General features: G+C 53.6%; 14 protein-coding genes. All 14 read left to right on the top strand.

Annotated elements, in window-relative coordinates:
- The first annotated feature begins 81 nt into the window (after nt 1-81).
- The 14 genes from ACYVAD_RS09720 to ACYVAD_RS09655 all read left to right on the top strand — a co-directional run bounded on the left by ACYVAD_RS09720 (nt 82) and on the right by ACYVAD_RS09655 (nt 25,293).
- On the top strand, nt 82-4,623 hold the full coding sequence (locus ACYVAD_RS09720; protein ID WP_461139293.1) for a putative Ig domain-containing protein: 4,542 nt from the start codon (nt 82-84) through the stop codon (nt 4,621-4,623).
- Between the two features lie 185 nt (nt 4,624-4,808).
- A complete protein-coding gene (locus tag ACYVAD_RS09715) occupies nt 4,809-5,237 on the top strand; it encodes a sugar 3,4-ketoisomerase (protein WP_461139292.1) in 429 nt (142 codons plus the stop codon).
- 230 nt (nt 5,238-5,467) lie between these two features.
- Entirely contained in the window at nt 5,468-7,441 is a 1,974-nt protein-coding gene (locus ACYVAD_RS09710; RefSeq protein ID WP_461139291.1) for a glycoside hydrolase family 127 protein, read from the top strand.
- Nucleotides 7,442-7,463: 22 nt separating this feature from the next.
- A complete protein-coding gene (locus ACYVAD_RS09705) occupies nt 7,464-9,314 on the top strand; it encodes a glycoside hydrolase family 97 protein (protein ID WP_461139290.1) in 1,851 nt (616 codons plus the stop codon).
- A gap of 10 nt (nt 9,315-9,324) precedes the next feature.
- Complete coding sequence (locus ACYVAD_RS09700; protein ID WP_461139289.1) at nt 9,325-10,734, top strand: glycosyl hydrolase family 28 protein; 1,410 nt, start codon at nt 9,325-9,327, stop codon at nt 10,732-10,734.
- Between the two features lie 165 nt (nt 10,735-10,899).
- Entirely contained in the window at nt 10,900-12,024 is a 1,125-nt protein-coding gene (locus tag ACYVAD_RS09695; protein ID WP_461139288.1) for a Fic family protein, read from the top strand.
- Between the two features lie 133 nt (nt 12,025-12,157).
- Nucleotides 12,158-13,801: a hypothetical protein gene (locus ACYVAD_RS09690; RefSeq protein ID WP_461139287.1), complete on the top strand. Its 1,644-nt coding sequence runs from the start codon at nt 12,158-12,160 to the stop codon at nt 13,799-13,801.
- A gap of 50 nt (nt 13,802-13,851) precedes the next feature.
- Nucleotides 13,852-15,606, top strand: a complete 1,755-nt coding sequence (locus ACYVAD_RS09685; RefSeq protein ID WP_461139286.1) for a family 43 glycosylhydrolase — start codon at nt 13,852-13,854, stop codon at nt 15,604-15,606.
- A 43-nt stretch (nt 15,607-15,649) separates the two neighbouring features.
- On the top strand, nt 15,650-16,786 hold the full coding sequence (locus ACYVAD_RS09680) for a glycoside hydrolase family 43 protein (RefSeq protein WP_461139285.1): 1,137 nt from the start codon (nt 15,650-15,652) through the stop codon (nt 16,784-16,786).
- Nucleotides 16,787-16,798: 12 nt separating this feature from the next.
- Nucleotides 16,799-19,222 (top strand): heparinase II/III domain-containing protein, encoded by a 2,424-nt coding sequence (locus ACYVAD_RS09675; RefSeq protein WP_461139284.1) that lies wholly within the window; start codon nt 16,799-16,801, stop codon nt 19,220-19,222.
- 29 nt (nt 19,223-19,251) lie between these two features.
- Entirely contained in the window at nt 19,252-21,162 is a 1,911-nt protein-coding gene (locus ACYVAD_RS09670) for a glycoside hydrolase family 97 protein (RefSeq protein ID WP_461139283.1), read from the top strand.
- Between the two features lie 117 nt (nt 21,163-21,279).
- Nucleotides 21,280-22,551, top strand: coding sequence for a glucuronyl esterase domain-containing protein (locus tag ACYVAD_RS09665; RefSeq protein ID WP_461139282.1), 1,272 nt, complete (start codon nt 21,280-21,282; stop codon nt 22,549-22,551).
- Nucleotides 22,552-22,729: 178 nt separating this feature from the next.
- On the top strand, nt 22,730-23,851 hold the full coding sequence (locus ACYVAD_RS09660; protein WP_461139281.1) for a dipeptidase: 1,122 nt from the start codon (nt 22,730-22,732) through the stop codon (nt 23,849-23,851).
- A 224-nt stretch (nt 23,852-24,075) separates the two neighbouring features.
- Nucleotides 24,076-25,293 (top strand): glycoside hydrolase family 88 protein, encoded by a 1,218-nt coding sequence (locus tag ACYVAD_RS09655; RefSeq protein WP_461139280.1) that lies wholly within the window; start codon nt 24,076-24,078, stop codon nt 25,291-25,293.
- Nucleotides 25,294-25,324 lie beyond the last annotated feature (31 nt).

The raw sequence follows: 25,324 nt of genomic DNA, 5'->3' as shown, positions 1-25,324 counted from the left end.
CTTGAGGCCCCCCGAATCCATTTGGTACTGAATCGGGTGGCCTTTCCCCTAATAACCAATAACTCATTTCCTAAATCTAATATGAAACTACATTTCTCCTGCATTGGCTGGGGCAGGGGTACTATTGCCCTGAGACAGCTTTCCTGGCTTGTTTTGCTGCTGCTATCCGTAGCGCAGTCCCTTCACGCGCAATCGTTTGTGCATCCGGGATTGCTGCACAGGCAGGCTGACTTCGATCGGATTAAAGCCAAGGTGGCCGCCGGCGCCCAACCCTGGAAAGCCGGCTGGGATGTGCTGGTCGCCAATGGCAACTCGTCGCTGACCCGTAACTTCACAAACCCGGTTCCGGCCACTATTTACCGGGGTTTCGACGGAACCAATCCGGAGAACTACGCGTCGCTTTTTCGGGATGCCGCAGCCGCCTATCAAACGGCGCTTCGTTGGAAAATATCGGGCGACGATGCCTATGCCGCTAAATCGATTGCTATTCTGAATGCCTGGGCAACGGGCATGAAAGTGATTAGCGGTAATGCTGACCGGTTTCTACTAGCGGGTATTCAGGGCTATCAATTGGCCAATGCTGCCGAAATCATGCGCTCCTACAGCGGTTGGGCAACGGCTGACTTCGCCAATTTTCAGAATTGGATGCTCACCGTCTGGTATCCGGTAAACCACGACTTTCTGGTCAATCACAACGGTGCCTGTATCAGCAACTACTACGCCAACTGGGATCTGTGTAACATGGCTTCCATGCTAAGTATCGGTGTCCTCTGCGACCGTCGGGATATTTACAACGAGGCCGTCGACTACTTCAAGAACGGGGCGGGCATGGGATCGATCAAAAACGTTGTGCCGTTTGTGCATGGCGATTTGGGCCAATGGCAGGAAGCCGGACGTGATCAGGGCCACACGATACTGGGTGTAACTCTGGCTGGCTCTTTTGCTGAAATGGCCTGGAATCAGGGCGACGATCTGTATGGATACGATAATAACCGGTTGCTAAAAGGCTTTGAATACATCGCTAAGTATAACCTGGGGTACGAGGTTCCTTTTACGACCTACCGGAATTGCACCGGCGTTGTGCAGACGATTGTATCGGAGGACGGCCGGGGCCAGACCCGTCCGGTCTGGGAACTGGTTTATAATCACTACGTCAATCGTAAAGGACTCAGCGCTCCTCACATAACCCGTTATGCGCAGCTTGTGCGGCCCGAAGGTGGGGGTGGCAACTTTGGGCCCAACAGTGGCGGTTACGACCAACTGGGCTTTGGTACGTTGACGGCATCACTCGAAGAGCCGGTCAGGCCAACAAATCAGACGATTACGTTCCCGCCTATTTCGGCAAAAGAATTTGGTGCCGCCGACTTTTCGCCGGGCGCAACCGCCAGTTCCAGACTCCCCGTTGTTTATTCCAGCACAAACCCGGTTGTCGCTTCAATTAATGCCGATGGTACAATTCGTGTATTGAAGCCGGGTACGACAACCATTATCGCTCAGCAAATGGGGGACAGCCAGTATAACCTGGCGCCTGTTGTGTCTCAATCGATGACGGTAAACCAGATACCGGGGGTGACCGATGGTACCTGGACCAACACGGCAGGGATCACAACAACAACTATTTCGTCTGTTGTTGGTAGCGCCGATCTGACCTGGCCAGGCCAGACGTTTGCCGTTGGCGATTTTGTGCGGCTAGGGGGAGTCGTGCCGGGTGGGTTTATCATCAACACGAACTACATCGTCGTAGCGACGAGTGGATCTACGATCCAGCTTGCACAACGGCCGGGCGGTACGCCCAACGTGGCAACCACAGCTATTACAAATGGAGCGGGTTTCCGGTACATGAAATGGCCAACGGCTTCCAACTGGAGCAACTCCGTCGTGCCGGGTGGTGTTCAGGCAAACGCAACCTTCGGTGCTACTACTTTTGGGAATATCGGGGGCGTTCAACTGGATGGTAACATCACCATCGGTACGTTGACGTATGCCGCTAACGGAACGTCGGAACTAACCCTGGCTAGTGGATTAAATGGGGGAACACTAACCTTTCAAACCTTGCCAAGTGCGGGCATGCCTCTGATCAACATGATCAACAGCGGGGCCCGGAAGCTGTTTATGGGTAACGCCAATAGTAACTCGCGGGTACCGCTGAGAATTGCCGGTGCGCAGGGACTGAAAATTACGACACCCATATACGGAAGCAGCGGTTCGTTTGCTGGTCTTCGTATTCAGAGTGCTATGGACTGGAGTGGTTTGCAAGGTAGTTTGAACCTGGCGCAGGGTACTATCGAGATACATAACCCAAATAGTGTTGCTAGCAGCGTTACCGACGCTGATAATGTGATATTGCCCGCAATCCGGCTGACGATGGGTACGGACGCGACAGCACTGCTTCTCTTCAACGGAGCTTCATATGCAAGCAAGCAGACGGTTGGTGCGCTGGATGGTACCTCAGATGCCTATATCGCATCGCGAACAAATATCGTAAATGGCGTACCAACGCTGGTTGTTGGTATTGATAATCAGGACGGAACGTTTGAAGGTACTATTGGAGCGGGACCAACGACTGCCGCAGTAGATAAAGGGCGGGTAAATCTGGAAAAATCCGGTACCGGCACACAAACTATCACAGGATCGATTAAGAACGGAACGACGACGGTCAGTAACGTTCCATACTACTCGACGGTTGCTGTAAACAATGGTAAACTGGTGCTGACGGGCGCAAACGAGTATCAGGGCACTACAGACGTCAACAGCGGAACGCTGGTTATTAACGGAACGCTGGCAAGTCCTGTATCCGTAACCGGGGGTACGCTGGCCGGAATGGGTAGCACTACGGCTGCGGTTTCGATTGGCGCCAACGGGTTCATCGCGCCCGGTAATTCGGTAGGTACGTTCACCACAACGTCGGTCCTGAGTCTGACCAATGGCGCTACGTATCAGCTGGAGTTGAACAGCAGCACTAGTACTGCCGACAAACTCGTAGCCAACGGTGTGTCGCTCAACGGAGCAAACCTGGTTGCCGCTGATCTTGGTAATGCCAGTAGCCTGCCCGTTGGTATGACCTACGTTATTATTGATAATACGTCGGGCAGTGCCGTATCGGGAACGTTTGCCGGACTTGCTGAAGGAAGCTTTGTAACAATAGGATCCATCCGCTTCCAGATAACGTATCAGGGTGGAACCGGGAACGATGTTGCGCTGACGGTTTCACAGCAGAGCCAGACGATCACCTTTGCTGCCTTGCCTGCTAAGACCGTTGGTGACGCAGACTTCAATCCGGGTGCTACGGCGAGTTCGGGTCTGTCGGTGAGTTACACCAGTTCGAATACATCGGTAGCTACGATTGTCAACGGTAACATTCGCATCGTGGGCGTCGGCTCGACAACGATCACCGCATCGCAGGCTGGCGACGCGACCTACGGAGCCGCTACTTCGGTGGCTCAGATCCTGACTGTGGGCGGAGTGAAAAGTTCACCGGTATTTGTTTACACCAATAACGCGACTCCAGCCGACGGATCGACAATCGTTGCAACGGTAGGTGTCCCTGTTTCTTTTTCAGCTAAGGCGACCGACAGCGATCCAGAAACGCTTACGCTCACTGCGACGGGTGTGCCCAATGGCGCCACTACGACACCCGCTCTGCCAGCCACCGGTAACCCCGTATCGACAGTCTTGTCCTGGACGCCCGCATCGACTGGAACATCGGTCCTGGTGTTTACCGTCAATGATCCAACGGGTAAGCAGGTATCGACATCCGTAACAATCGATGCGAAGGCTCAGGTGATTAACCGGCCACCGGTTTATAACGAGTTGCTGACCAACCAGAATGCTACTGTTGGCTCGGCCTTTACGTACGCGCTACCTGCCGGAACGTTTACGGATCCCGACAACGACCTGCTAACGTATTCGGTTACGGGCTTACCGGCTGGCTTGTCAATGAACGGCACAACCATTTCCGGGACGCCGGTTAGCGCAACGGCTTCTCCTTTCGTGGTTACCATCAAGGCGACAGATCCCGGCTCACTCTCGGCATCCGGTAGCTTCACGCTGACGGTGAACCCCGCATCGAGCGGTAGTTTTGCCATCGCAGGGGTTACAGGCGTTAGCTGCCAGACGCTCAGTGCGAATGAGCGCCGATTGACCTTCACCCCTCAGTACAGCGGTACCAACGGCCAGTCGATTACCTTCCAGGTTGTCAACGAGACCCTGCCGACGACCAGCGTATCGGCGCAGCCCGTCAGCCTGAAACTGTATACTGACAACGCGGTCATCAACCTGAAGGCTACTCAGTCGGGCGTCAATGCAACGTATGCCTACAACTGGCAGTCGGTCTGCTCTGGTGCAGGCCGGGTAGCAAGTCATACCGACAGCCCACTCACACTGACGGTGCTGGGCAACCCGGTTGTTGGCGATCAGGCTACTGTTGAAATTCGGGGAGTTGCCGGCCAGCGTATCAGCCTGACGCTCACAGACATGAGTGGCACTCCACTTTTCGAACAACGGATCGAGTTGGTTACTTCGGGTCAGCAGCAGCTCATCCCAATGAGCCGTCAGGCGGGTACCTATCTGCTTCGGGCAACGTCTGATACCGAACGCGCAACGATCAAGTTAATCAAGCCCTGATACGAATAACAGGCGCTGTTTTAAAACGTAAAGGAAGCCCCAAAGCTTCCTTTACGTTTTAAAACAAGGTGCTTAGCCAGACCCAATGCGTCTGCACCCTGGCATTGATGCTTAAGTCATGGTCGGCCTAGTTGCCAGGTTCATTATAGGTTTTAAACGACAACAGGTAATAAGCTAAATTGACAGTGGCCCGCCTAATTATTGATAGACAGAATAAATCTGACCTGACCTGGATTTCAGCTGAATGGAAACAGCCTATCGAGCGTATTTTCTGGATCAAACATGTTTGTTGCGGTAGTACACGAGGTGGCCATCATCATCAGGATGCGTGTAAAATGGTTCTGCATTGTCCTGTCGGTTCAGTAAAAATTTACGTACAGACGCTTGTGGCTGACTATAATTATACGCTAGATTCTAATAACCAATACTTGTTTCTGGATGGTCAGGATTGGCGATTGATGCATCATTTCAGCGAAGATGCTATACTATCTGTAATGGTCAATATGAGTTTCGCAACGACAGCTTACATTGATCAACCTTATAGGGCTGTTGAGTATTTGCGAGAGGAAAATTCTGAAGCAAGTGTAGCTGGATGTCTCACAATCAATCGTTGATCTCGGATAAACAGTGATGGCCAGCAGAAACTACCCTTACCGGGGCGCAACATGTAGAAAAGCTTGACGTCCCTCCGCGTTGAGGCTACCCGCGCTACTTGCTTTGCATCTGTAGTCTCCACTGCCAAACAGGCAACGATCAATGCGCTATTCGAAAGCGGAGTAAGGGTATGCGCGTCCAGGCATCGTCTATTTCAGGGTAGAGACCATAAATCAGGTTGCTTACATCAATGACACGCAGAAAACTTAACGTAATCCCAACGTCCAGCCTGTTGCGAAGTATACTTACGCTCGGTCTGGTCGGACAGTCGGTGCTGGGGCTGGCGCAGTACCCCGGTCAGGCGTCCGATAAAATGAAGGTGCCCGTTAGCCTACCCGTGAAAGCGAAAAGCTTCGATCTTCAGGATGTGCGGATCACGCATGGCCTGTTTCGGGATAATATCGAGCGCGAAGGCAAATGGCTGCTGTCGCTGCCCGTTGACCGGCTGGTGCATAGCTTTAGGGTCAATGCGGGCATGAATACGCCCAAGCCGGGTAGCATAACCAAAATGCCCAAACCCCTGGGCGGCTGGGAAGGGCTGGATATGGAACTGCGCGGCCACAGCATCGGGCATCTGCTGTCGGGTTTGTCTCTTCAATACGCATCGACCAATAACGAAGTCTTCCGTAAAAAAGGCGATAGTCTGGTAACGGCACTGGCCGATGTGCAGCGTGAACTGAACCAGGATGGCTACCTCAGCGCCTACCCACAGCACTACATCGACCGAAACATTGCCGGAACAGCCGTCTGGGCTCCCTGGTACACTCTTCATAAACTGTTTGCCGGTTTGACCGATCAGTACACGTATGCAGGCAACCAGCAGGCACTGGATATTGCGACTAAAATGGCGTCGTGGGCCAGCAAAAAACTGTCGCCCTTAACGCCTGAGCAACGCCAAAAAATGCTGCGAAATGAGTTTGGCGGTATGAACGATGCTTTTTTCAATCTGTATGCCCTGACGGGTAATCCTGAACACCTGAAACTGGCCCAGTTTTTCTACCACAAAGCGGCTCTGGAACCGCTGGAGAATGGGCAGGATAACCTCAATAAGGCCCACGCCAACACGTTCATTCCGAAACTGGTGGGCGAAGCGCGGGATTATGAACTGACCGGTAACGAGAAAGCCAAAACGGCCGCGACCTTTTTCTGGAATACGGTCGTGCAGCACCATACCTACGCGCATGGGGGTAACAGCGATAAAGAGCATTTTTTCGAGCCGGATAAAATCTCTAAACACCTGACGGGTAATACCAGCGAAACCTGTAATACCTACAACATGCTCAAGCTGACGCGGCACCTGTTTACCTGGTCGGCTGACGAAACGTACGCGGACTATTACGAACAGGCGCTGTACAACCATATTCTGGGGCAGCAGGACCCAGAGTCGGGCATGGTCTGCTACTTTACGCCCATGAAAGCGGGGGCGTATCGGCTCTATAGCACGCCCGACCAATCGTTCTGGTGCTGCGTGGGGTCGGGGTTTGAAAGCCAGTCGAAATACGGCGAAGCTATCTACTACCACGACGACAAAGGCATTTACGTCAATCTGTTTATTCCCTCGGAACTGAACTGGCGGGAGAAGGGCGTTACCCTCGTGCAAGAAACGGCCTACCCCGAAGAGGCAACCACCCGATTTACCGTCCAAACCAAAGCACCCATACAGATGCCGTTGTATCTGCGGTATCCGGGCTGGGCTAAGGCTGGCGTTACGCTGAGAGTGAATGGAAAAGCAATTTCCGTAAAACAGTCGCCCGGTAGCTACATCACCGTTGATCGCACCTGGAAGGCTGGCGACAAGATCGAGCTTACCTATCCGATGACGCTTCGGCTGGTGCCCACCAACGACGACCCTAAGGTGGCGGCTGTAGCCTACGGGCCGGTTGTGCTGGCGGGAGAAATGGGGACGGCAAACCTGAAAGGAACGGCTCCGTTCCATGACCCTGCCGACCCGTACCAGTACTACGGTTATGACTACACTATTCCTGATTCAATCGGCCACACCATCGATACGGGTGGCAAACCGGTTACGGATTGGGTGAAACCCGTTGCCGGAAAACCACTGACATTCCAAACCACAGCCGGGCTGGGCAAACACCCTGTCGAGTTGAGACCGTACTACAACCTGCACCGGCAGCGCTACGTAGTGTACTGGGATCTGAAATAAACCGTCCTACTACCCCCTAACTATGCTTTGCAGGTTCATATTCTATTGCTGTCTGATTGGCTTGTGGTCTGTGTCGCTGACCGGACTTGCCGCTCCCAGGCCAAAAACATATCAGGTTTCTTCGCCCGACCAGGGTACACGTATCGAGATAGCCGTTAATGAACAAAAGGCGCTGGTTTATCGACTGTGGTTTGCCAATGAACCAGTGCTGAACTGGTCGGCGCTGGGGTTTGAATTGAATACCGTTGCCGTTGGGGCGAATACCGTCGTCAAAAAGCAGCGCACCGATAAGCATATCGAGTCGTTTGCGTGGCCGCTGGGCGAGAATGATATCATCCAGAATAACTATATGGAACTTACGCTCGATTGTGTGTCCGGGTCGGTGACGTACCAGCTTGTGGCGCGGGTGTTCGATAGCAGCGTGGCCTTCCGGTATGTGTTGCCGAAACAGACCGGGGCAAGGCCTGGCTTGATTCGGCAGGAGCATACGACGTTTGCGCTACCCGGCAACTTCACGATCTACCAATACAACGAGGAGACTGTGTTTACACCAACCGCCGTCTCGGACCTGCAAAAAACCTGTGACTTCCCGGCTACGCTGACCAATGGCCGTTTGTTTCTGTCGATTGGCGAAGCGGCTAACGACAACTATACCAAAGCCGTGCTGGCCAAAGGTGCAACACCGACTACGCTGGCGTTGACGTTTGGGAAGGACGCGGTTCTGACGAACGACACGTTCAGATCGCCCTGGCGAACCATCAGCGTGGCGACGTCAGCCATCGGGCTGCACGCGTTCAGCGACCTGCCGTTGCGGCTTTCTCCGCCATCTGCTCAGGCTGTATCAGGCTGGATAAAACCGGGCAAACTGATTCGCTCGTCGCTGACAACGCAGGGCGGGTTGAACTGCATCGACTTCGCGGCCAGTCATGACTTTCAGTACATCCTGTTCGACGCGGGTTGGTACGGGGCGGAGTTTCGCACCACCTCCGATCCCACGCAGGTCATTCCGGCCCTTGATCTGCCAAAAGTGATTGCCTACGGGAAGTCGAAAAACATCGGCGTGATTCTGTACGTAAACCGGGTCGCGCTACGTACCCGGTTGGACGAGATTCTGCCCCTCTACAAAAAATGGGGCGTGGCGGGTCTGAAATTCGGCTTCGTAGACGGGCTGAGTCAGGAAGGGATTACGTGGCTGGACGGTGCGCTTAAAAAAGTCTATGACCACGGCTTCGTGCTGGATATTCACGACAATTATAAGCCGACGGGTCTGAGCCGAACGTACCCTAATCTGCTGACTCAGGAGGGTATCCGGGGCAACGAAAACAACCCTGACGCGTTTCACAATACAGTGTTGCCCTTTACCCGTTTTCTGGCGGGTGCCGCCGATTACACGTTCTGCTACCCGAACACCAACCGCTACTTCACCGATAACCTGTACAAAACTAAATTACAGGTCAGCAAGGGGCAGCAACTGGCTTTATCGCTGGTGTATTTCAGTCCGTTACAGTCTATTTTCTGGTACGGCAACCCGACGGATTACAACGATGAAGGCGAAATTGAATTCTTCAAACGAGTGCCGACGGTCTGGAACGAAAGCCATTATCTGGCGGGTGAAATTGGTCAGTTCATCAGCGTGGCGCGTCGGCAGGGTAACACCTGGTTCGTTGGTTCAGTGGCGGGTTTAACAGACTGGTCCGGTAAGTTACCGCTTTCGTTTCTGGCGTCCGGCAAACGGTATCAGGCAACGATTTACGAAGACGACGGGGCGGGCAGCATTCAAAAGCGGGTGGCCGATATTGGGGCCGGTGATTCGTTTCCGGTTAGCCTGAAAGCGAAAGGCGGGCAGGCCTTGATTATTGAAGAGAAAAACTAAAACACTGAGAATGATTCGCATAAAATTGGTGGCCGGACTACTGCTTTGGGTAATATCGGTGCAGCTATACGCCCAGGATCTGGTTATTCATCCCGTACCGACGGGCGTGTTGTACAGCCAGCACAACGACGATTACACCGTGCGGGTACGCAAGCCGGGCGGCCCCTGGCAGGACTTGTTCGAATATAACGTGCAGGTCGATCTGGACAAAGTACGGGATGCCTCGATGGTGTTTTTCGACTTTTCCGGGACGGTGGAAGTAGCAGTTTGTAAAAACAACGGCCTGATTCAGTCGGCCCGAATCCGGCCATTGTCGTACCAGATTCAATCGAAGCAGGAAGGCAACACGGTGTATTTCACCCTTACACAGCCCCGCAAACTGTCTATCGAATTCAACGGCGACAAACTCCAGAATCTGCACCTGTTTGCCAACGCACTCGAAACCACCAAACCCGATCCCAACGACCCGAATGTAATTTACTTCGGTCCCGGCATTCATACGCCGGGCGACAAGCCGGGGGATGTGTTCAGGATTTCGAGCGACAAAACGGTGTACATCGACGGGGGCGCCGTTATCCGGGGCAAACTCGTCTGCGACAAGGTTAAAAACGTACGAATTATCGGGCGGGGCATCATCGACCAGCCACAACGGGGTATTGAAATAACCCATTCCGAAAACGTGCTGATCGACGGCATCATCGTTAAAAACCCACAACATTATACGGTCTACGGTGGTCAGTCGACGGGGATCACGATTCGAAACCTGAAATCGTTTAGTTGCAAAGGCTGGAGCGACGGCATCGATTTGATGAGTTGCTCAAACGTAGTTGTCGACGATGCGTTCATGCGCAACTCCGATGACTGCATTGCCCTGTATGGGCACCGCTGGGATTATTACGGCGGTTCCCGCAACGTCGTGGTCAAAAATTCGACGCTATGGGCCGACGTGGCGCACCCGACCAATCTGGGCCTGCACGGAGATACCCGGTCCGTTGGCGATACGCTGGAAAATATTACCTTCAGCAATCTGGATATTCTGGAACACGACGAGGACGACCCGGACTATCAGGGTTGCCTGGCTATCAGCTGTGGAGACCTGAACCTGATTCGTAACGTGACCTATGAGAACATCCGGATCGAGGATTTCGAGGAGGGGAAGCTGCTGAGCCTCCGGGTGATTTACAACAAAAAGTATAACACCGGCCCCGGACGAACCGTTGAGAATATCACCTTCCGAAACATAACGTATTCGGGATCAATGGCTAACCCGTCGATTATTGAGGGGCTTAGTGAGCAGGGTATGGTTCGTGGAGTAATGTTCGACAACGTCCGGATCAACGGCAAACTTCTTCGAGCCAATCAATCCGACAATATCCGTATCGGTGCGTTTACGCAGTCTATTCAGTTTAAACCAGACTGACTCCGGCACTGCTTTCCTGGTCGAATCGCTTTGCTATGTCACTTACACTATGTTGTTAAATTAGACGCTCCGGTCATACAGAGAACTAGCCCATGAATTATAGGATCACGTTCTATAACTCATTTTTTTACTAGTATTGAGTTATAGAACGTGATCCTATAACTCATGACATGGATTTGGCAATTACCGAACTGGCCGAAGTTTACATTTGACCCAACCCGACTTAGTCACTTTGAGCGAGAATTCCACCGAAATGTGGGCGTGATTATTGGGTCGTTGGCTTACGTTTCTACTGATGAGATCAATGAATTGCGGGTTACGTTGCTCAGTAATGAAGCGCTGGATACCTCAAAAATTGAAGGCGAGATCTTGGACCGCGATTCCGTTCAATCATCGATTCGTAAGCAGTTGGGCCTCCAAACGGACGGTAGAAGGGCGGGGCCAAAAGAAACAGGTGCTGCGCAGATGATGGTCGATGTAGTCAGAAGTTACCAGGAGCCACTCACTGATCGACACCTGTTTTTATGGCACAAAATGATTATGAATGGCAGAACGGATTTGGAAATGATTGGCGGCTACCGTACCCATCCCGACCCGATGCAAATCGTATCAGGTCGGCTGGATAGGCCCAGAGTATTCTACGAAGCTCCTCCATCCGAGCGAATGGAAGAGGAGATGAATAAATACATAGCCTGGTTCAATCGAGCAGCCGACGAGCAAATGCCAACGGTTGTTCACGCGGGGATAGCTCACCTGTATTTTGAATTGATCCACCCCTTTGAGGACGGTAATGGGCGCATAGGCCGAACCATTGCCGAAAAGGCGCTGGCTATCGGGGCCAGACAGTCATTGATTACCGCTCTGTCCAGTACGATTGAGCGAGATAAAAAAGCATATTATCAGGCTTTAGAACGGGCCAACACCACATTGGACATTACCGAATGGCTCCTTTATTTTTCTGAAGAAATTCTGGAAGCTCAGGTCTATGTGCAGAAAATGATTGCCTTTATTGTGTATAAAGCCCGGTATTTTGACACGTATCGTACCCGGCTGAATGATCGACAGAGCAAAGTAGCATTGCGTTTGTTTCAGGAAGGACTGGCAGGGTTCAGCGGAGGTTTAAGTGCTGAAAACTACATTCGGGTCGCTAAAACATCCAGAGCCACTGCCACCCGGGATCTGGGTGAGATGGTCGAGTTGGGTGCCCTGATGAAGCAGGGAAAGTTGCGTCACACACGCTATTACCTGCCGGCCCATGCTGGTCTACCCACAGATTCGCAGCATGAATGATTGCCCGGCAGGAAGTGACCAAAGCCGTAGAATAGTCGCTTCATATTTCTGCGTGACGGCAGGGGTATGACGATACAGGTAAAGTCTATTTCCTGATAAAAGACGCTGTCAGAATCTCGTCGGGAAACGTTGTATGGATAGCCGTGCGCTTAGAATAGGTTGGTTACTAGTGGTGCTTTGCGTGGCGTTTCCGGCTTATTCACAGGTCTGGCAGTGGTCGACGCCCGTTCCAACCGTTGTTTCGCCCGAAACCAACGACCACCCGCAGGCTTTTTTATGGATTCCCGACAACTGCCGCTATGTGCGGGGCGTGGTGGTTGGTCAGCACAACATGCTCGAAGAAGGCATCTTCGAACACCCCGACTTCCGCAAAACCATGAGTCAGTTGGGCTTTGCTATCGTCTGGGTGACGCCAATGATTAACCAGACATTCAACTGGAACCCAACGGCCACAACCAAAGGTGCGGGGGTTGAATTTCAGGACATGATGAACCGTCTGGCCGACGTATCGGGCTATTCGGAATTGGCGATTGCGCCTGTCGTTCCGCTAGGGCATTCGGCGCTGGCGAGTTACCCGTGGAATTTTGCGGCCTGGAATCCTGGTCGTACGCTGGCCGCTATCTCGGTACACGGCGATGCCCCGCAAACGAACCTTACCGGTAGCGGTCGCCCGAACCCGGACTGGCAAAGCCGCACCATCGATGGGGTGCCGGGCCTGATGGTGATGGGTGAATACGAATGGTGGGAAGATCGGCTGAAACCCGCGTCTGCGTACGTTGCCAACCATCCCAAAACACCATTTAGCCTACTGGCCGATGCCGGTCGCGGGCATTTCGATTACTCCGACGCGATGGTTCGTTACCTGGCACTTTACATCCGTAAAGCCGCTCAGTATCGACTGCCCAAACAAACGAATCAAACCGACACCGTAATGCTGACGCCCATCAACCCGCAAAAAGGCTGGCTGATGGATCGCTGGCGTAAGGATAGTCTGCCCACGGCGGCACCAGCTCCGTACCAACGTTATAAAGGCGATAAGCAGGTAGCCAGTTGGTGTTTCGACCGCGAAATGGCCCAAGCCACCGAGGCCATTTACCAACAAGCGAGGGCCAAAAAGCCGCAGTATCTGGGTTTCCGACAGAACGGGCAATTCCTCAAACCAACGAAAGGTCACGCCAACTACCAACTGCCATTTTTGCCCGATGCCGATGGCATTACGTTTCACTTGAGCAGTGCTTTTACCGATACCTCCCGCGTTCGGTCTACGGCCGCACAGGCCGCACACGCCCGCCCGCCCATCCGCATCGACCGCATCTGCGGCCCGGTTCGCAAACTGAACGATACGACCTTTCAGCTTAGCTTTTACCGCATGGGGTTCAACAATCCCAAACGCTCGAACGACATCTGGCTACTGGCGTCTAACGACGGTGATGGAACGTATAAAAGTATCGTGCAGCAGGCCGATTTGCGATTTCCGATAGCGAATAAGGAAGGCAAACCACAAACCATTACGTTTCCGAACGTACCCGATCGAAAAGCAGGCACAAAAGCGCTCACGTTGACTGCCAGTTCCAGCGCGGGTTTGCCGGTTCACTATTATGTTAAGGCGGGGACAGCCATTGTGGAGAGCAACCGGCTGGTGTTTACACCCATTCCTCCGCGTAGTCGCCTGCCGATGGCCGTTACGGTGGTAGCCTGGCAGTACGGCACCAGCGTAGGCGAAAAAGTACAGTCGGCTGCACCGGTTGAGCAAACGTTTCTGATCCAATCGCGCTGATGATCCGACTGGCGCTTCTTTACTCGTTTTAAACCCCCCGATCTATTCTCATGAAATGCCTGATTAACCGGTTAATTACCGCTCTTTCATCGATACCGCTCATCATCGGTATTGTTGGTTTGCCCAGTCAGGGTGTAGCTCAGACGCGGCCCGGCGGAAACATAACGACGGTCTGTAATCCGATGAATCTGGATTACCGGTTCACGCTCGAAGGTCCGTCCCACCGGGAAGCTGCCGACCCCACGGCCATCACGTTCAAAAACGAGTATTACCTGTTTGCGTCCCGATCGGGGGGCTACTGGCACTCGACGGACCTAAGCCACTGGGATCTGATTAAAACAGATGACCTCCCTCTGGAAGATTATGCGCCAACGGCGGTCACCGTCGGCGACACGGTTTACTTCATGGCCTCGACCACGAAGCCGGGCGGGAAAATTTACAAAAGTGCCGACCCTAAAAGCGGCAAATGGACCGTAGCCAATTCGGATTTTCCATTTGCCCTGACCGACCCGGATTTGTTTCTGGACGATGATGGCCGGTTGTACCTGTACTACGGTTGCTCCAATATGCAGCCGATTTACGTGGTCGAACTGGATCGAAAAACGCTCATGCCGATGGGCAAATCGACGGGTTTGTTCGCGGGCAATCCGAAAACGTACGGCTGGGAACGGTTTGGCGATTACAATGAACGGCCCGAAAAACCCTGGCTGGAAGGGGCCTGGATGACCAAATATAAGGGTACGTATTACCTGCAATACGCCAGCCCCGGAACGGAGTTCAAGAGCTATTCGGACGGGCTGTATACATCGGATAAACCGCTGGGGCCTTTCAAACTCGCGGCCAACAACCCCTTTTCGGTCCGGCCCGAAGGCTTCATTGCGGGAGCGGGCCACAGCAGTACGTTTCAGGATCGGTACGGTAATTTCTGGCGTATCTCGACCATGTCCATCTCGGTAAAACATCGCTGGGAACGGCGATTGGGGCTTTTTCCTGCCTTTTTTGGTCCAGACGGGAGTTCCTACACCAACACCGCATTCGGGGATTTTCCATTTATTATTCCGAAAAAGAAAATCACCTCACCCGCCGAACTCTTCCCGAACTGGATGCTGCTTTCGTACGGTAAACCCGTGCAGGTGTCGTCGGAACTGCCCAATCACCCCGCCCGTCAGGGAGTCGATGAGGATATTCGGACCTACTGGAGCGCGGCCACCGGTGGCCCGGCAGAATGGATGCAGATCGACCTTCAGCAGCCGTGCCAGATCAATGCCGTACAACTCAATTTTGCCGAAGAAGGGGCTACTTTGCTGGGCCGTTCGGCCGACATCGCCTATCGCTACAAACTGGAGTATTCAGTCGATAACCGTACCTGGAAATCCCTGGCCGATAAATCGGCAAACCGGCAGGATGCACCCCACGACTACTTGGCGTTTGCCGCGCCGGTTCGGGCTCGTTACCTGCGCGTAACGAATGGGCACACACCAAGCGGTCAGTTTGCCATCTCCGACTTCCGGGTTTTTGGTAAGAGTCCGGATAAGTTACCCGCACCGGTGACTAACCTGTCGGTGGTGCGTGACAAAGCGGACCCCTGCATCGTAACGCTGACCTGGCCCAAAAGTGAGGGCGGTGTCGGGTACACCATCCGCTACGGCACCGTACCGAATCAGCTGCAGCACACCTATCAGGTTTTCGGTGTCAATTCACTGGTTATCAGAAGTCTGAACAAAGACGAAAGCTATTACTTTACCGTCGATAGCTTCAACGGACGGGGCATAACGGCGGGGGTTAAACCGCTCCACATTCCCTAAAAACCAATAGCCTCGTTTCGATACCAAATCCCCCATTCATTGTATGTTTTCATTGCCCGGTAAATACGCCTTATCCCTGTGTCTATCTATGCTGTTTTCTGGCTGGGTAAGCCTTAAAACGCCCGCCATCAACGACGTACCTAAACGCCCGGCCGTAAAAAGCAGCAAGGCCAAACCAGCTGGCAGTGTCCAGGCCGTACCGTCGGAGAAGGACATGGCCGCTTATCTGCTGGTGTATTTCAAGGACGAAGACCACAGCCTGCACATGGCGCTGAGCAACGACGGCTATGCCTATACCGACGTGAACCAGGGTAAGCCGGTGCTGGCGGGCGACACGCTGGCTGAGCAGAAGGGTATCCGCGATCCGCACATCATGCGGGGCAACGATGGGTATTTCTACATGGCCCTGACCGATCTGCACATTTACGCGAAAGAGGCCGGGTTTCGGACAACCCAATGGGAGCGGGACGGAAAGGAATACGGCTGGGGCAACAACCGGGGTATCGTTCTACTGAAATCGAAAGACCTCATCAACTGGTCGCACACGGTTCTGCGCGTGGATAAAGCATTTGAGGGCTGGAACAAAATTGGCTGCGCCTGGGCACCCGAACTGATTTACGACCCGACTAACGGGAAGATGATGATGTACTTTACCCTACGCTTCGGCAATGGCCTGAATCAACTGTATTACACGTACCTCAACCCCGAGTTTACGGCGCTGGCCACGGAACCCAAGCTCCTGTTTCAGTACCCGAAGTACAACAAATCGTACATCGACGGCGACATTACGAAAGTGGGCGACAAATACCACCTGTTCTACGTTTCCCACGACGGCAAAGCGGGGATCAAACAGGCCGTTTCCGACAAACTGACCACTGGGTACGTCTACGACGAGAAATTTTACGATCCGGAGCCGAAAGCCTGCGAAGCGCCCAACGTCTGGAAGCGCATCGGGCAGAAAAAATGGGTGCTGATGTACGATTGTTACGGCATCAGTCCGCACAATTTCGGCTTCAGCGAAACCACGGATTTTGTCCATTTTACCAACCTGGGCCACTTTAATGAAGGCGTGATGAAAACGACCAATTTCACCTCGCCCAAACACGGGGTCGTTATTCACCTGACCCGGAAAGAAGCCCAAACCCTGGCCAGTCGGTACGGCCTGGCCATGAACTTTTAAGCACTCCTACTGATGGTCCGGTACGTAGTTGACCACGCTGTAGAGCAGGCAACGCTACGCAATGAACCGACCGATAACTACGTTTCGATTATGCGACTTTTAACCTTGTTGCTGTTGGGTTTTTTCGGTACGGTAGCCGCCCTACAGGCGCAACCGATGAAACCTCACCCTTATCTGTTCTACACCCCTGAGCGGACCGGGCGGCTGAAAGAGCGGATCAAAACCGATACGTTGCTGGCCAATCGCTGGAATGCCATTCAGCAACGCTGCGATAAATGGGTAGCGGAACCGAAGGGCGGGAACATGGAACAACTCGCGCTGGCCTACACCATGACCGGCGACAAACGCTACGCCGACCGGGCCAAAACGCTGCTCAATGAACTGACGGGCCGCGCTTTCTGGGATGGGATGGACGACCGGACACCCCGCTGGAATGCGGGACTGGGCACCAGCCACAACAACTGGACGGCGTCGGTTACGTTCGATGCCATCTACAACGCCCTGACCAACGGTGAGCGCCGGGCCATTGCCGACCGCATTGTGAAACTCGGCATCGAACCGTCGATTGCCGACTGGGTATCGAAAGACAAGCGCATCCAGTCGCTCGACAACATGGGCCACAACTGGTGGGCGGCCATCGTGTTCGAAGCGGGTATTGCCTCGCTGGCTGTGATGAACGAGCAGCCGCAGGCCCGGCAGTGGGCTACCGACATCATGCAGGATAGTCGCCAGTGGTTCGCCTTTTCGGGGAGTATTCTAGAGAACAAACCCGCCAGTTTCGACCCGGCGGGTGGCTTTTACGAGAGTGTCAACTACGCCAACTATGGCGTGGGCGAGTATCTGCTGTTCCGGCTGGGGTACACCAATGCGCTGGGCGCGATCACAATGCCCTACGACAACCTGTTGCAAAAAACCGTCGACTGGTTTATCCATACGGGCTACCCACGGCCTGCCGACAAGCCTTTACTGTCGCTGAACTTCGGCGACAGCAACGACTTCGCCAATGGCGAACGCCCGGCCAAACTGATGCTAGCCCTAGGGCTGGGCAAAGACGATTACTACTGGTACATCCAGCAAACCCGGCAGAACCCGTTTCGGGAAGACCTGAACGTCAGTACGCCGATGGGCCTCTTGTACCAACCCGAAAACAAACCCGTTCCGGCAACACCGGCACTGCCCCCGTCGGCGATGTATGGCTCGATGGGCTGGGGTACGCTCCGGTCGTCGTGGAAGCCCGATGCGACGCTGCTGGGCATAAAAAGCGGCTACACCTGGAATCACGCCCACGCCGATGCGGGGTCATTTGTGCTCTACCACAAGGGTGAAAACCTGCTCATCGACGGGGGCGACGTGGGGTACGGCAATCCCGAATATAGCAGCTACTTTGTGAAGAGTCAGGCGCATAATGTGGTTATGTTCAACGGCGAAGCGCAGGACGCCCGTGATCAGTACAACGCCGTAAAAAATCCGGGTCACCTTTACAACCTGCTCGATGGCGGTTCGCTGAAGTACATGCTGGCTGATGCCACCGGACCCACGTCGCGTCACTTCCTGCGGAACTACCGTAATTTTCTCTGGATTGGCAACGTGATTCTGATTATCGACGATCTGAAAACGTACGACAGCGGTCAGTTCGATTTCCTGCTGCACTACGCCGACAAGGCCGTCAAGCGCGGCCCTGATCTGGAAATTGCGAAAGACAACGCGGCTATCCTGTTCCGGCCCCTGTACCCCGAAACCCTCCCGCTGGGCTACCCGCACGATTTTCCCGAAAAGCTCCGATACCGAACCGAATACGGCTTGCAGGACCGCACGACGAACGTCAAGATTCCGTATTACGTGTTATCTCCCCCCGAAAAAACCGACCGGACCAAGCTGGTCAACGCCATTCTGCTGCTTGACGAAACCAACCAGTCGATTCAGACCGCAACGGGTTCGTCGGGAGCCGCCGGGGCCGCCGGGCGGAGCAACCTGCCGACCATTGATAAATTTGAAGGCACCAATTACCTCGGCCTGCGCATCACACAGAACGGGCAGGTGACGGAAGTATACATCAACCTGCTGGCCGACGGTCGGCTGATGCACCGCAACGCAGCCCTGACCATCGGCGATTGGGAAACCGACGCGTACCTGTCGGCCATTACCTTTCCCGAAGGGGCCAACCGGCAGGACCCCGCCCAACTTTCTTCATTCTTCGTTGGCAACGGCAGTTATCTCCGCAAAAGCGGAAAGCCACTGCTGAGTTCGCTGTCCAAAGTGTTCCTGCACGCGGCCCGCACAGGTTCTCAACTCGATGTGCAACTTCAGGGGCAACCCCTGATCGAGGCCTCGCTGGGATTCGAGAAAGCAACCAAACTAAATGTGAACAGTAAAGCCATTTCGCCCGCCTATGATTCGGGCAAACGGCTACTCATCACCGTTGACCAGACAAAATAAGATTTTCAGCCTTCGTTTATATACACCCAATGCTTCATCGATTCGTACAATTTAGTTGGCTGCTGGCCTGGATTTTATCCGGTCAGCTTTCCCTTGCTCAAACGCCCGAAACCCGTCTGCAATCACCCGATGGCAAGCTGGAGGTTGTTTTTGAGCAGAAAGAAACTGGCCCCGGTCGCAAGCAGATGACGTACCGCGTCAGCTACGACGGTAAGCCCGTTATTCTGCCGTCGGGACTGGGCGTTCAGATCGACAACCACGTGTTCGAGCACGCCATGGCCCACAAAGTGACCACACCACCCGGTACCCAAGGGGTCAACTGGTGCGATAACCTGGTAATTAAAAACGTGGTCAGAATGGCAAAAGACACAACTTGGAAACCGGTGTACGGCGAGCGCAGCCTGATCCGGGATCACTACAACCAGCTTGAGATTCAGCTTCAGAAACCCGATGCGCCGGATTACGAATTGCACGTCATTTTCCGGGCCTACGATTCGGGCATCGCGTTTCGGTACTTCTTTCCCGAACAGACCAACGGCCTGTACTACCGCGTGATGGCCGAAAACTCGGAGTTTACCTTGCCCGCCGACACCAAAGCCTGGTACACGGCCTGGGCGCAGGGAGCCTATCAGGCATTGCCCTTATCTGGTTGGCCCGAAAACTCGGAACGCCCGCTGACCCTGTCGCTGCCCAACGGTGTGTATGCCTCGCTGGCCGAAGCGCAGCTAACCGACTACGCCATGACCAAGTTCAAACTCGCGCCCGATAAACCCAACACGGTCGTTACGTCGCTGTACGAGAGCGTCGATCTGATGTCGGACGTGGGTACGCCCTGGCGGGTGGTGATGGTGGCCAATCGGCTGGGTGCGTTGCTCGAAAACAACGACATCATGCTCAACCTGAACCCGCCCGCTACGGTCACCAATACCGACTGGATTAAGCCGGGCAAGATGATGCGCGAGTTGACGCTGACCACGCAGGGAGCCCTGTCGTGCATCGACTTTGCGGCCACTCACAACCTGCAATACATCCTCTTCGACTGGAAATGGTACGGCCCGGCGTTTACGTTTAACTCGGACGCCCGACAGGTGGTGGCCCCCATCGATATGCCCCAGGTGATAGCCTATGGGAAATCGAAAAACGTGGGGGTCATTCTGTACGTGAACTTGCAGGCGCTGTACAAACAGATGGACGAGATTTTTCCACTCTATAAAAAGTGGGGCGTTAAAGGGGTCAAGTTCGGGTTTGTGGAAGTAGGGTCGCATCGCTGGATGACCTGGCTCACCGAAGCCAAACGAAAAGCGCTGCAAAATGGCCTGATGGTCAATATTCACGACGAATACCGTCCGACTGGTACCAGCCGAACATACCCCAATGTGATGACGCAGGAAGGTATTCGGGGCAATGAGGAGTTTCCCGATGCGACGCACAACACCGTGCTGCCATTTACGCGCTACCTGGCCGGGGCGGGCGACTACACCATCTGCTACTACGACAAACGGCTCAAAAATACCCACGCGCACCAATTGGCGATGAATGTTATTTCGTATAGTCCGCTGCAATCGGTGTTCTGGTATGACAAACCGGCGCAGTACGGTGGCGAACCCGAAATCGAGTTTTTCGACAAGGTGCCTACCGTCTGGGACGATACGAAAGTGATTCACGACGCCATCGGACAGTACGTCACCATTGCCCGCCGGAGCGGAGACGACTGGTTTGTGGGCACGATCACCAACAACGACGGTCGTACGCTGTCGCTACCGCTCGATTTTCTGCCGAAGGGCAAACGCTACGTAGCGCACCTCTACACCGATGATCCGACCGTGCCGACCAGAACGCAGGTACGGGTGTCGACTCAACCCGTAAAAGCCGGGCAATCGCTGGATATGAAGCTGTTACCACGTGGGGGGCAAGCCGTCTGGCTGACACCGGCGAAGTAGGTAAGTTGCTTTATCCGTTTTCTGTCATCCCGGCCGGTCTGCTGGTAGCGCAACGAGATGACAGAAAACGGATAAAGCAACAGGTCAACTAGCGTCGTTAAATATAGCCAAAACGATATGTCAATCGGGCGTTTTTTACTGGTTAGCGGGCTTTGCTTCGTCGGGGTGGCGGGACCTACGCTGGCCCAGTCGACGCCGGCCCTGCCAGATCCATTAGTACGTAGCAATGGGCAGCGCGTGACCACTGCCCGCGAGTGGCAACGGGAGCGCCGGCCGGAACTGATCGAACTTTTTACCAGCCAGGTGTATGGTCGTTCGCCGGGAAAGCCTGCCGGTATGACGTTCCAGGTTTTTGATACGGACGCCACGGCGCTGGGCGGCAAAGCAACCCGCAAACAGGTTGCCATCTACATCAACGGAAAGCCCAACGGTCCCCGCATCGATGTGTTGCTGTACATTCCGAATCGCGCACGCGGACCCGTTCCCGCTATCGTGGGCCTGAACTTTTGGGGGAATCAAAGCATCAGTACCGACCCCGGTATTCGCGTCGCTACCAACTACCTGGAAAAAAGCAAAAACAACCCGTACGTCGATCTGGATTGCGTGACGGATAACCGGGCAACGGAAGCCTGCCGAGGCATCAACGCCCGCCAATGGCCGCTGGACAGTATTCTGGATCACGGCTACGCACTGGTGACGGCCTACCGGGAGGACATTGCATCGGACGTACCGGCTACCCGATTTTCTACGGGTGTACATACGGCCTATCCCAACTGGCAAAAACAACCTGACAACTTTGGTACGATTGCGGCCTGGGCGTGGGGGTTGAGCCGAATTATGGACTACCTGCAAACCGACCGGGCCATTGATACCCATCGGGTTGCCCTATTTGGCTGGTCGCGGCTGGGCAAAGCGGCCTTGTGGGCGGGGGCTACCGACGAGAGGTTTGCGGCTGTACTCAGTAACGAATCCGGCTCGGGGGGCGCCAAGCTGTTCCGGCGGGGGCAGGGCGAATCCATCCGGCGGCTCTGCACCGTTTTTCCGCACTGGTACAGCACCAACTTCCGGCAGTATATGGACAAGGACACCTTGCTGCCGTTCGATCAGCACGAAGTCATTGCCCTGCTGGCACCCCGACCTGTCTATATTGCCAGTGCCGAGCAGGACCAGGGAGCCGACCCGCTTGGGGAGTTCGAATCGGCGAAAGCGGCCAGTGCCGTGTATCGTTTGTTTGGTCGCGACGGGCTACCTACCGCGACGTTACCGCCCCTCAATACCACCGTGCAGGGCACCATCGGCTACCACATACGAACGGGCGGCCACGACGTGACGAACCTGGACTGGCGGTACTTTCTGCAATTTCTGGACACGCACGTCAAGAAGAAATAAGTTGTCTACTGGCTTCAGATTGCTGGTTGAGGGAACGTGAAATACATCGATACTATCGTGCGCGCTGAACGCCAACTCAGGCAACAAACAAACGCTGCATTGCGTACCAAGTACTAAAAACACGTTTATTAACTGACTACTGTCAAGTTTAAAACAAGTAGTGCCTTACCCTGAAAACATGGCTAACATCAACCAGGACACGACCAGACGAAAATTTATTGCAACCTTTAGCAGCGCAGGGGCAGTTTTACTCACCAACCCATTGATTTCCTGGGCTGGCGATGAACCCGACCAAAAAGTAAAAAATATTGTCGCAAAGACTATCGGAATTGACACCCATAATCACATGGACGTACCCTTTAATTCCGAAGAATTCAAAGGACAGAAATATGATTTAGCCAATGAAATGAAAAACTCGGGTCTTATAGCCATTTGTATGACTTTCTGTGTTGATCGGCCTACGTTGGAAAAAGAAGGCGATGCTTATGAGCGATTCATAACCAGTCTGAACGAAATGGATGAAATGCTCAAGGTTAATAAGTTGACTAGGGCATTAAATTACGCAGATTTGAAAAGAGCCAGAAAGGACAACAAACAGATTGTCATTCAGTCGGTAGAAGGCGGGCATTTTATTGAAGGAAAAATAGAGCGGATAAAAACGGCGTACGACAGAGGTGTGCGGCACTTAGGCTTGATGCACGACGCCCAAACCGCTCCTCCTATGGGTGATATTTATACCGATCCACCGCAGTATGGCGGACTTACCAAATTAGGTATTGACGTCATTAAAGAATGCAACAAACTGGGCATTCTCGTTGATCTGGCCCACTGTAGTAATGATGGCGTAACTAAGGCACTTGAACAGTCGACCAGGCCGATGCTTATTTCACACACGGGTCTGAACACCCAACTGGGTACCAATATGGGCATGGCAAAAATGATGATGCCACGACTTATCAGTAAAGAGCAGGCCAAACGTTTTGCTGACGCCGATGGCGTTATCGGTGTCTGGACTCATTTTGCCGATACGCCGTTAGATTATGCAAAAAATATCAGGGCAATGGTGGACGTGGTTGGCACCGAACACGTATCAATCGGTACAGATACCAAAATGGCTCCTCCAGGCAATGCGAATCCACGATTTGGAAAAAAAACGAATCAGACCTGGGAAGGCCAACAGGATGGCTTTTTCTATACAGTGGTTGAGTCTTTATTGAAAACAGGCTTCACGGAAAAGGAAATAGAGCAAATAGGCGGTGGTAATTATTGCCGACTATTTGATAAAGCAACCACTAATTGATCGATTGCAGGAATCCTGACTGCACAGATGTCGCGGTGGCGCCCGTTTCTATAACGCCGGTTATAAGGCTGATATAGTGGGCACACCGTGAACGTCTGAATAAAGTCACGGGAATTCGCACTAACTTTTTTTCTTTACGTAACACCCAAAAAATGATTTGGGCGAAAAAGAGTACGATTCGACTGTGTGGGTCTATTTACGAATAACCGAATCATACCCTTTTCATGTCATCTTCCAGATTCAGTATTGTCCTCGTTCTGCTTGTAGTCCTTTGCGGGTTTACGCTCAGCTGGGACCGTTTTCCCGTCGACCCGGCCCTGACGTACTGTGTGCAACAGGCGACAAAAACAGCCGCGTCGCTGCCCGCCACACAACCGAATTTGCCCCGTAACATTCTGAACGGCAAGAAGAACTGGAACTACATCAGCTATAAAGACTGGACCAGTGGGTTCTGGCCAGGTACGTTGTGGTACGTCTACGAGTACACGAAAGACCCCAAATGGAAAGCCAAAGCCGATTCCTTCTCGCGGGAGCTGGCCCCACTCGCCTACCAGAAAGCTATCGACCACGATCTGGGCTTTCAGATGTATTGCAGCTTCGGAAACGGGTTGCGGCTGACGGGTAACCCGGAATACAAAACCATTCTGCTGGCCACTGCCGATACGCTGGCTACGCTGTTCAACCCGAAAGTAGGAACGATTCTGTCGTGGCCGCGCTCGGTGCCGAACATGGAATGGCCGCAGCACAACACCATCATGGACAACATGATTAACCTGGAATTGCTGTTCTGGGCCTCGAAAAACGGGGGCGGCAAGCGCCTGTACGACATGGCCGTATCGCACGCCACAACGACCATGGAAAATCATTTCCGGCCTGACTATACGTCGTATCATGTAGTGGTGTATGACCGCGAAACGGGCAAAAAAATCAAAGGTGTTACGCACCAGGGCTACGCTGATAATTCGATGTGGGCGCGTGGGCAAAGCTGGGCTATTTACGGCTATACGATGACATACCGCGAAACCAAAGACCCTACGTTTCTGGATTTTGCCCAAAAAGTATCCGACGTATACCTGAAACGCCTGCCCAAAGATTTGATTCCGTACTGGGATTTTAGCGCGCCCGATATTCCGAACGCTCCCAGAGATGCCTCGGCGGCTGCGGTTACGGCTTCGGCCCTGCTGGAACTCTCGACCTTTGTGAACGACAAAGCCAAAGCGGCCACTTACCGCGCCAAAGCCGAGCAGATGCTGGAAAGCTTATCGTCGGCAAACTACCAGAGCCGTCAGATCAACGATGCTTTTTTGCTCCACAGCACGGGCCATAAACCCAACAACGGCGAGGTGGATGCGTCGATCAACTACGCTGATTATTACTACATCGAAGCCCTGCTACGGCTGAAAAAGCTAAAAACTGGCAAACCGGTTCTGGCAACGTTGTAACCCTGAAAAAGCCCCAACCTGACGCAGGTAA

This window comes from Spirosoma pomorum (assembly GCF_054776615.1).
Note: the sequence above shows the minus strand (reverse complement) of the source record. Positions and strands in the feature narration are given on the sequence as shown.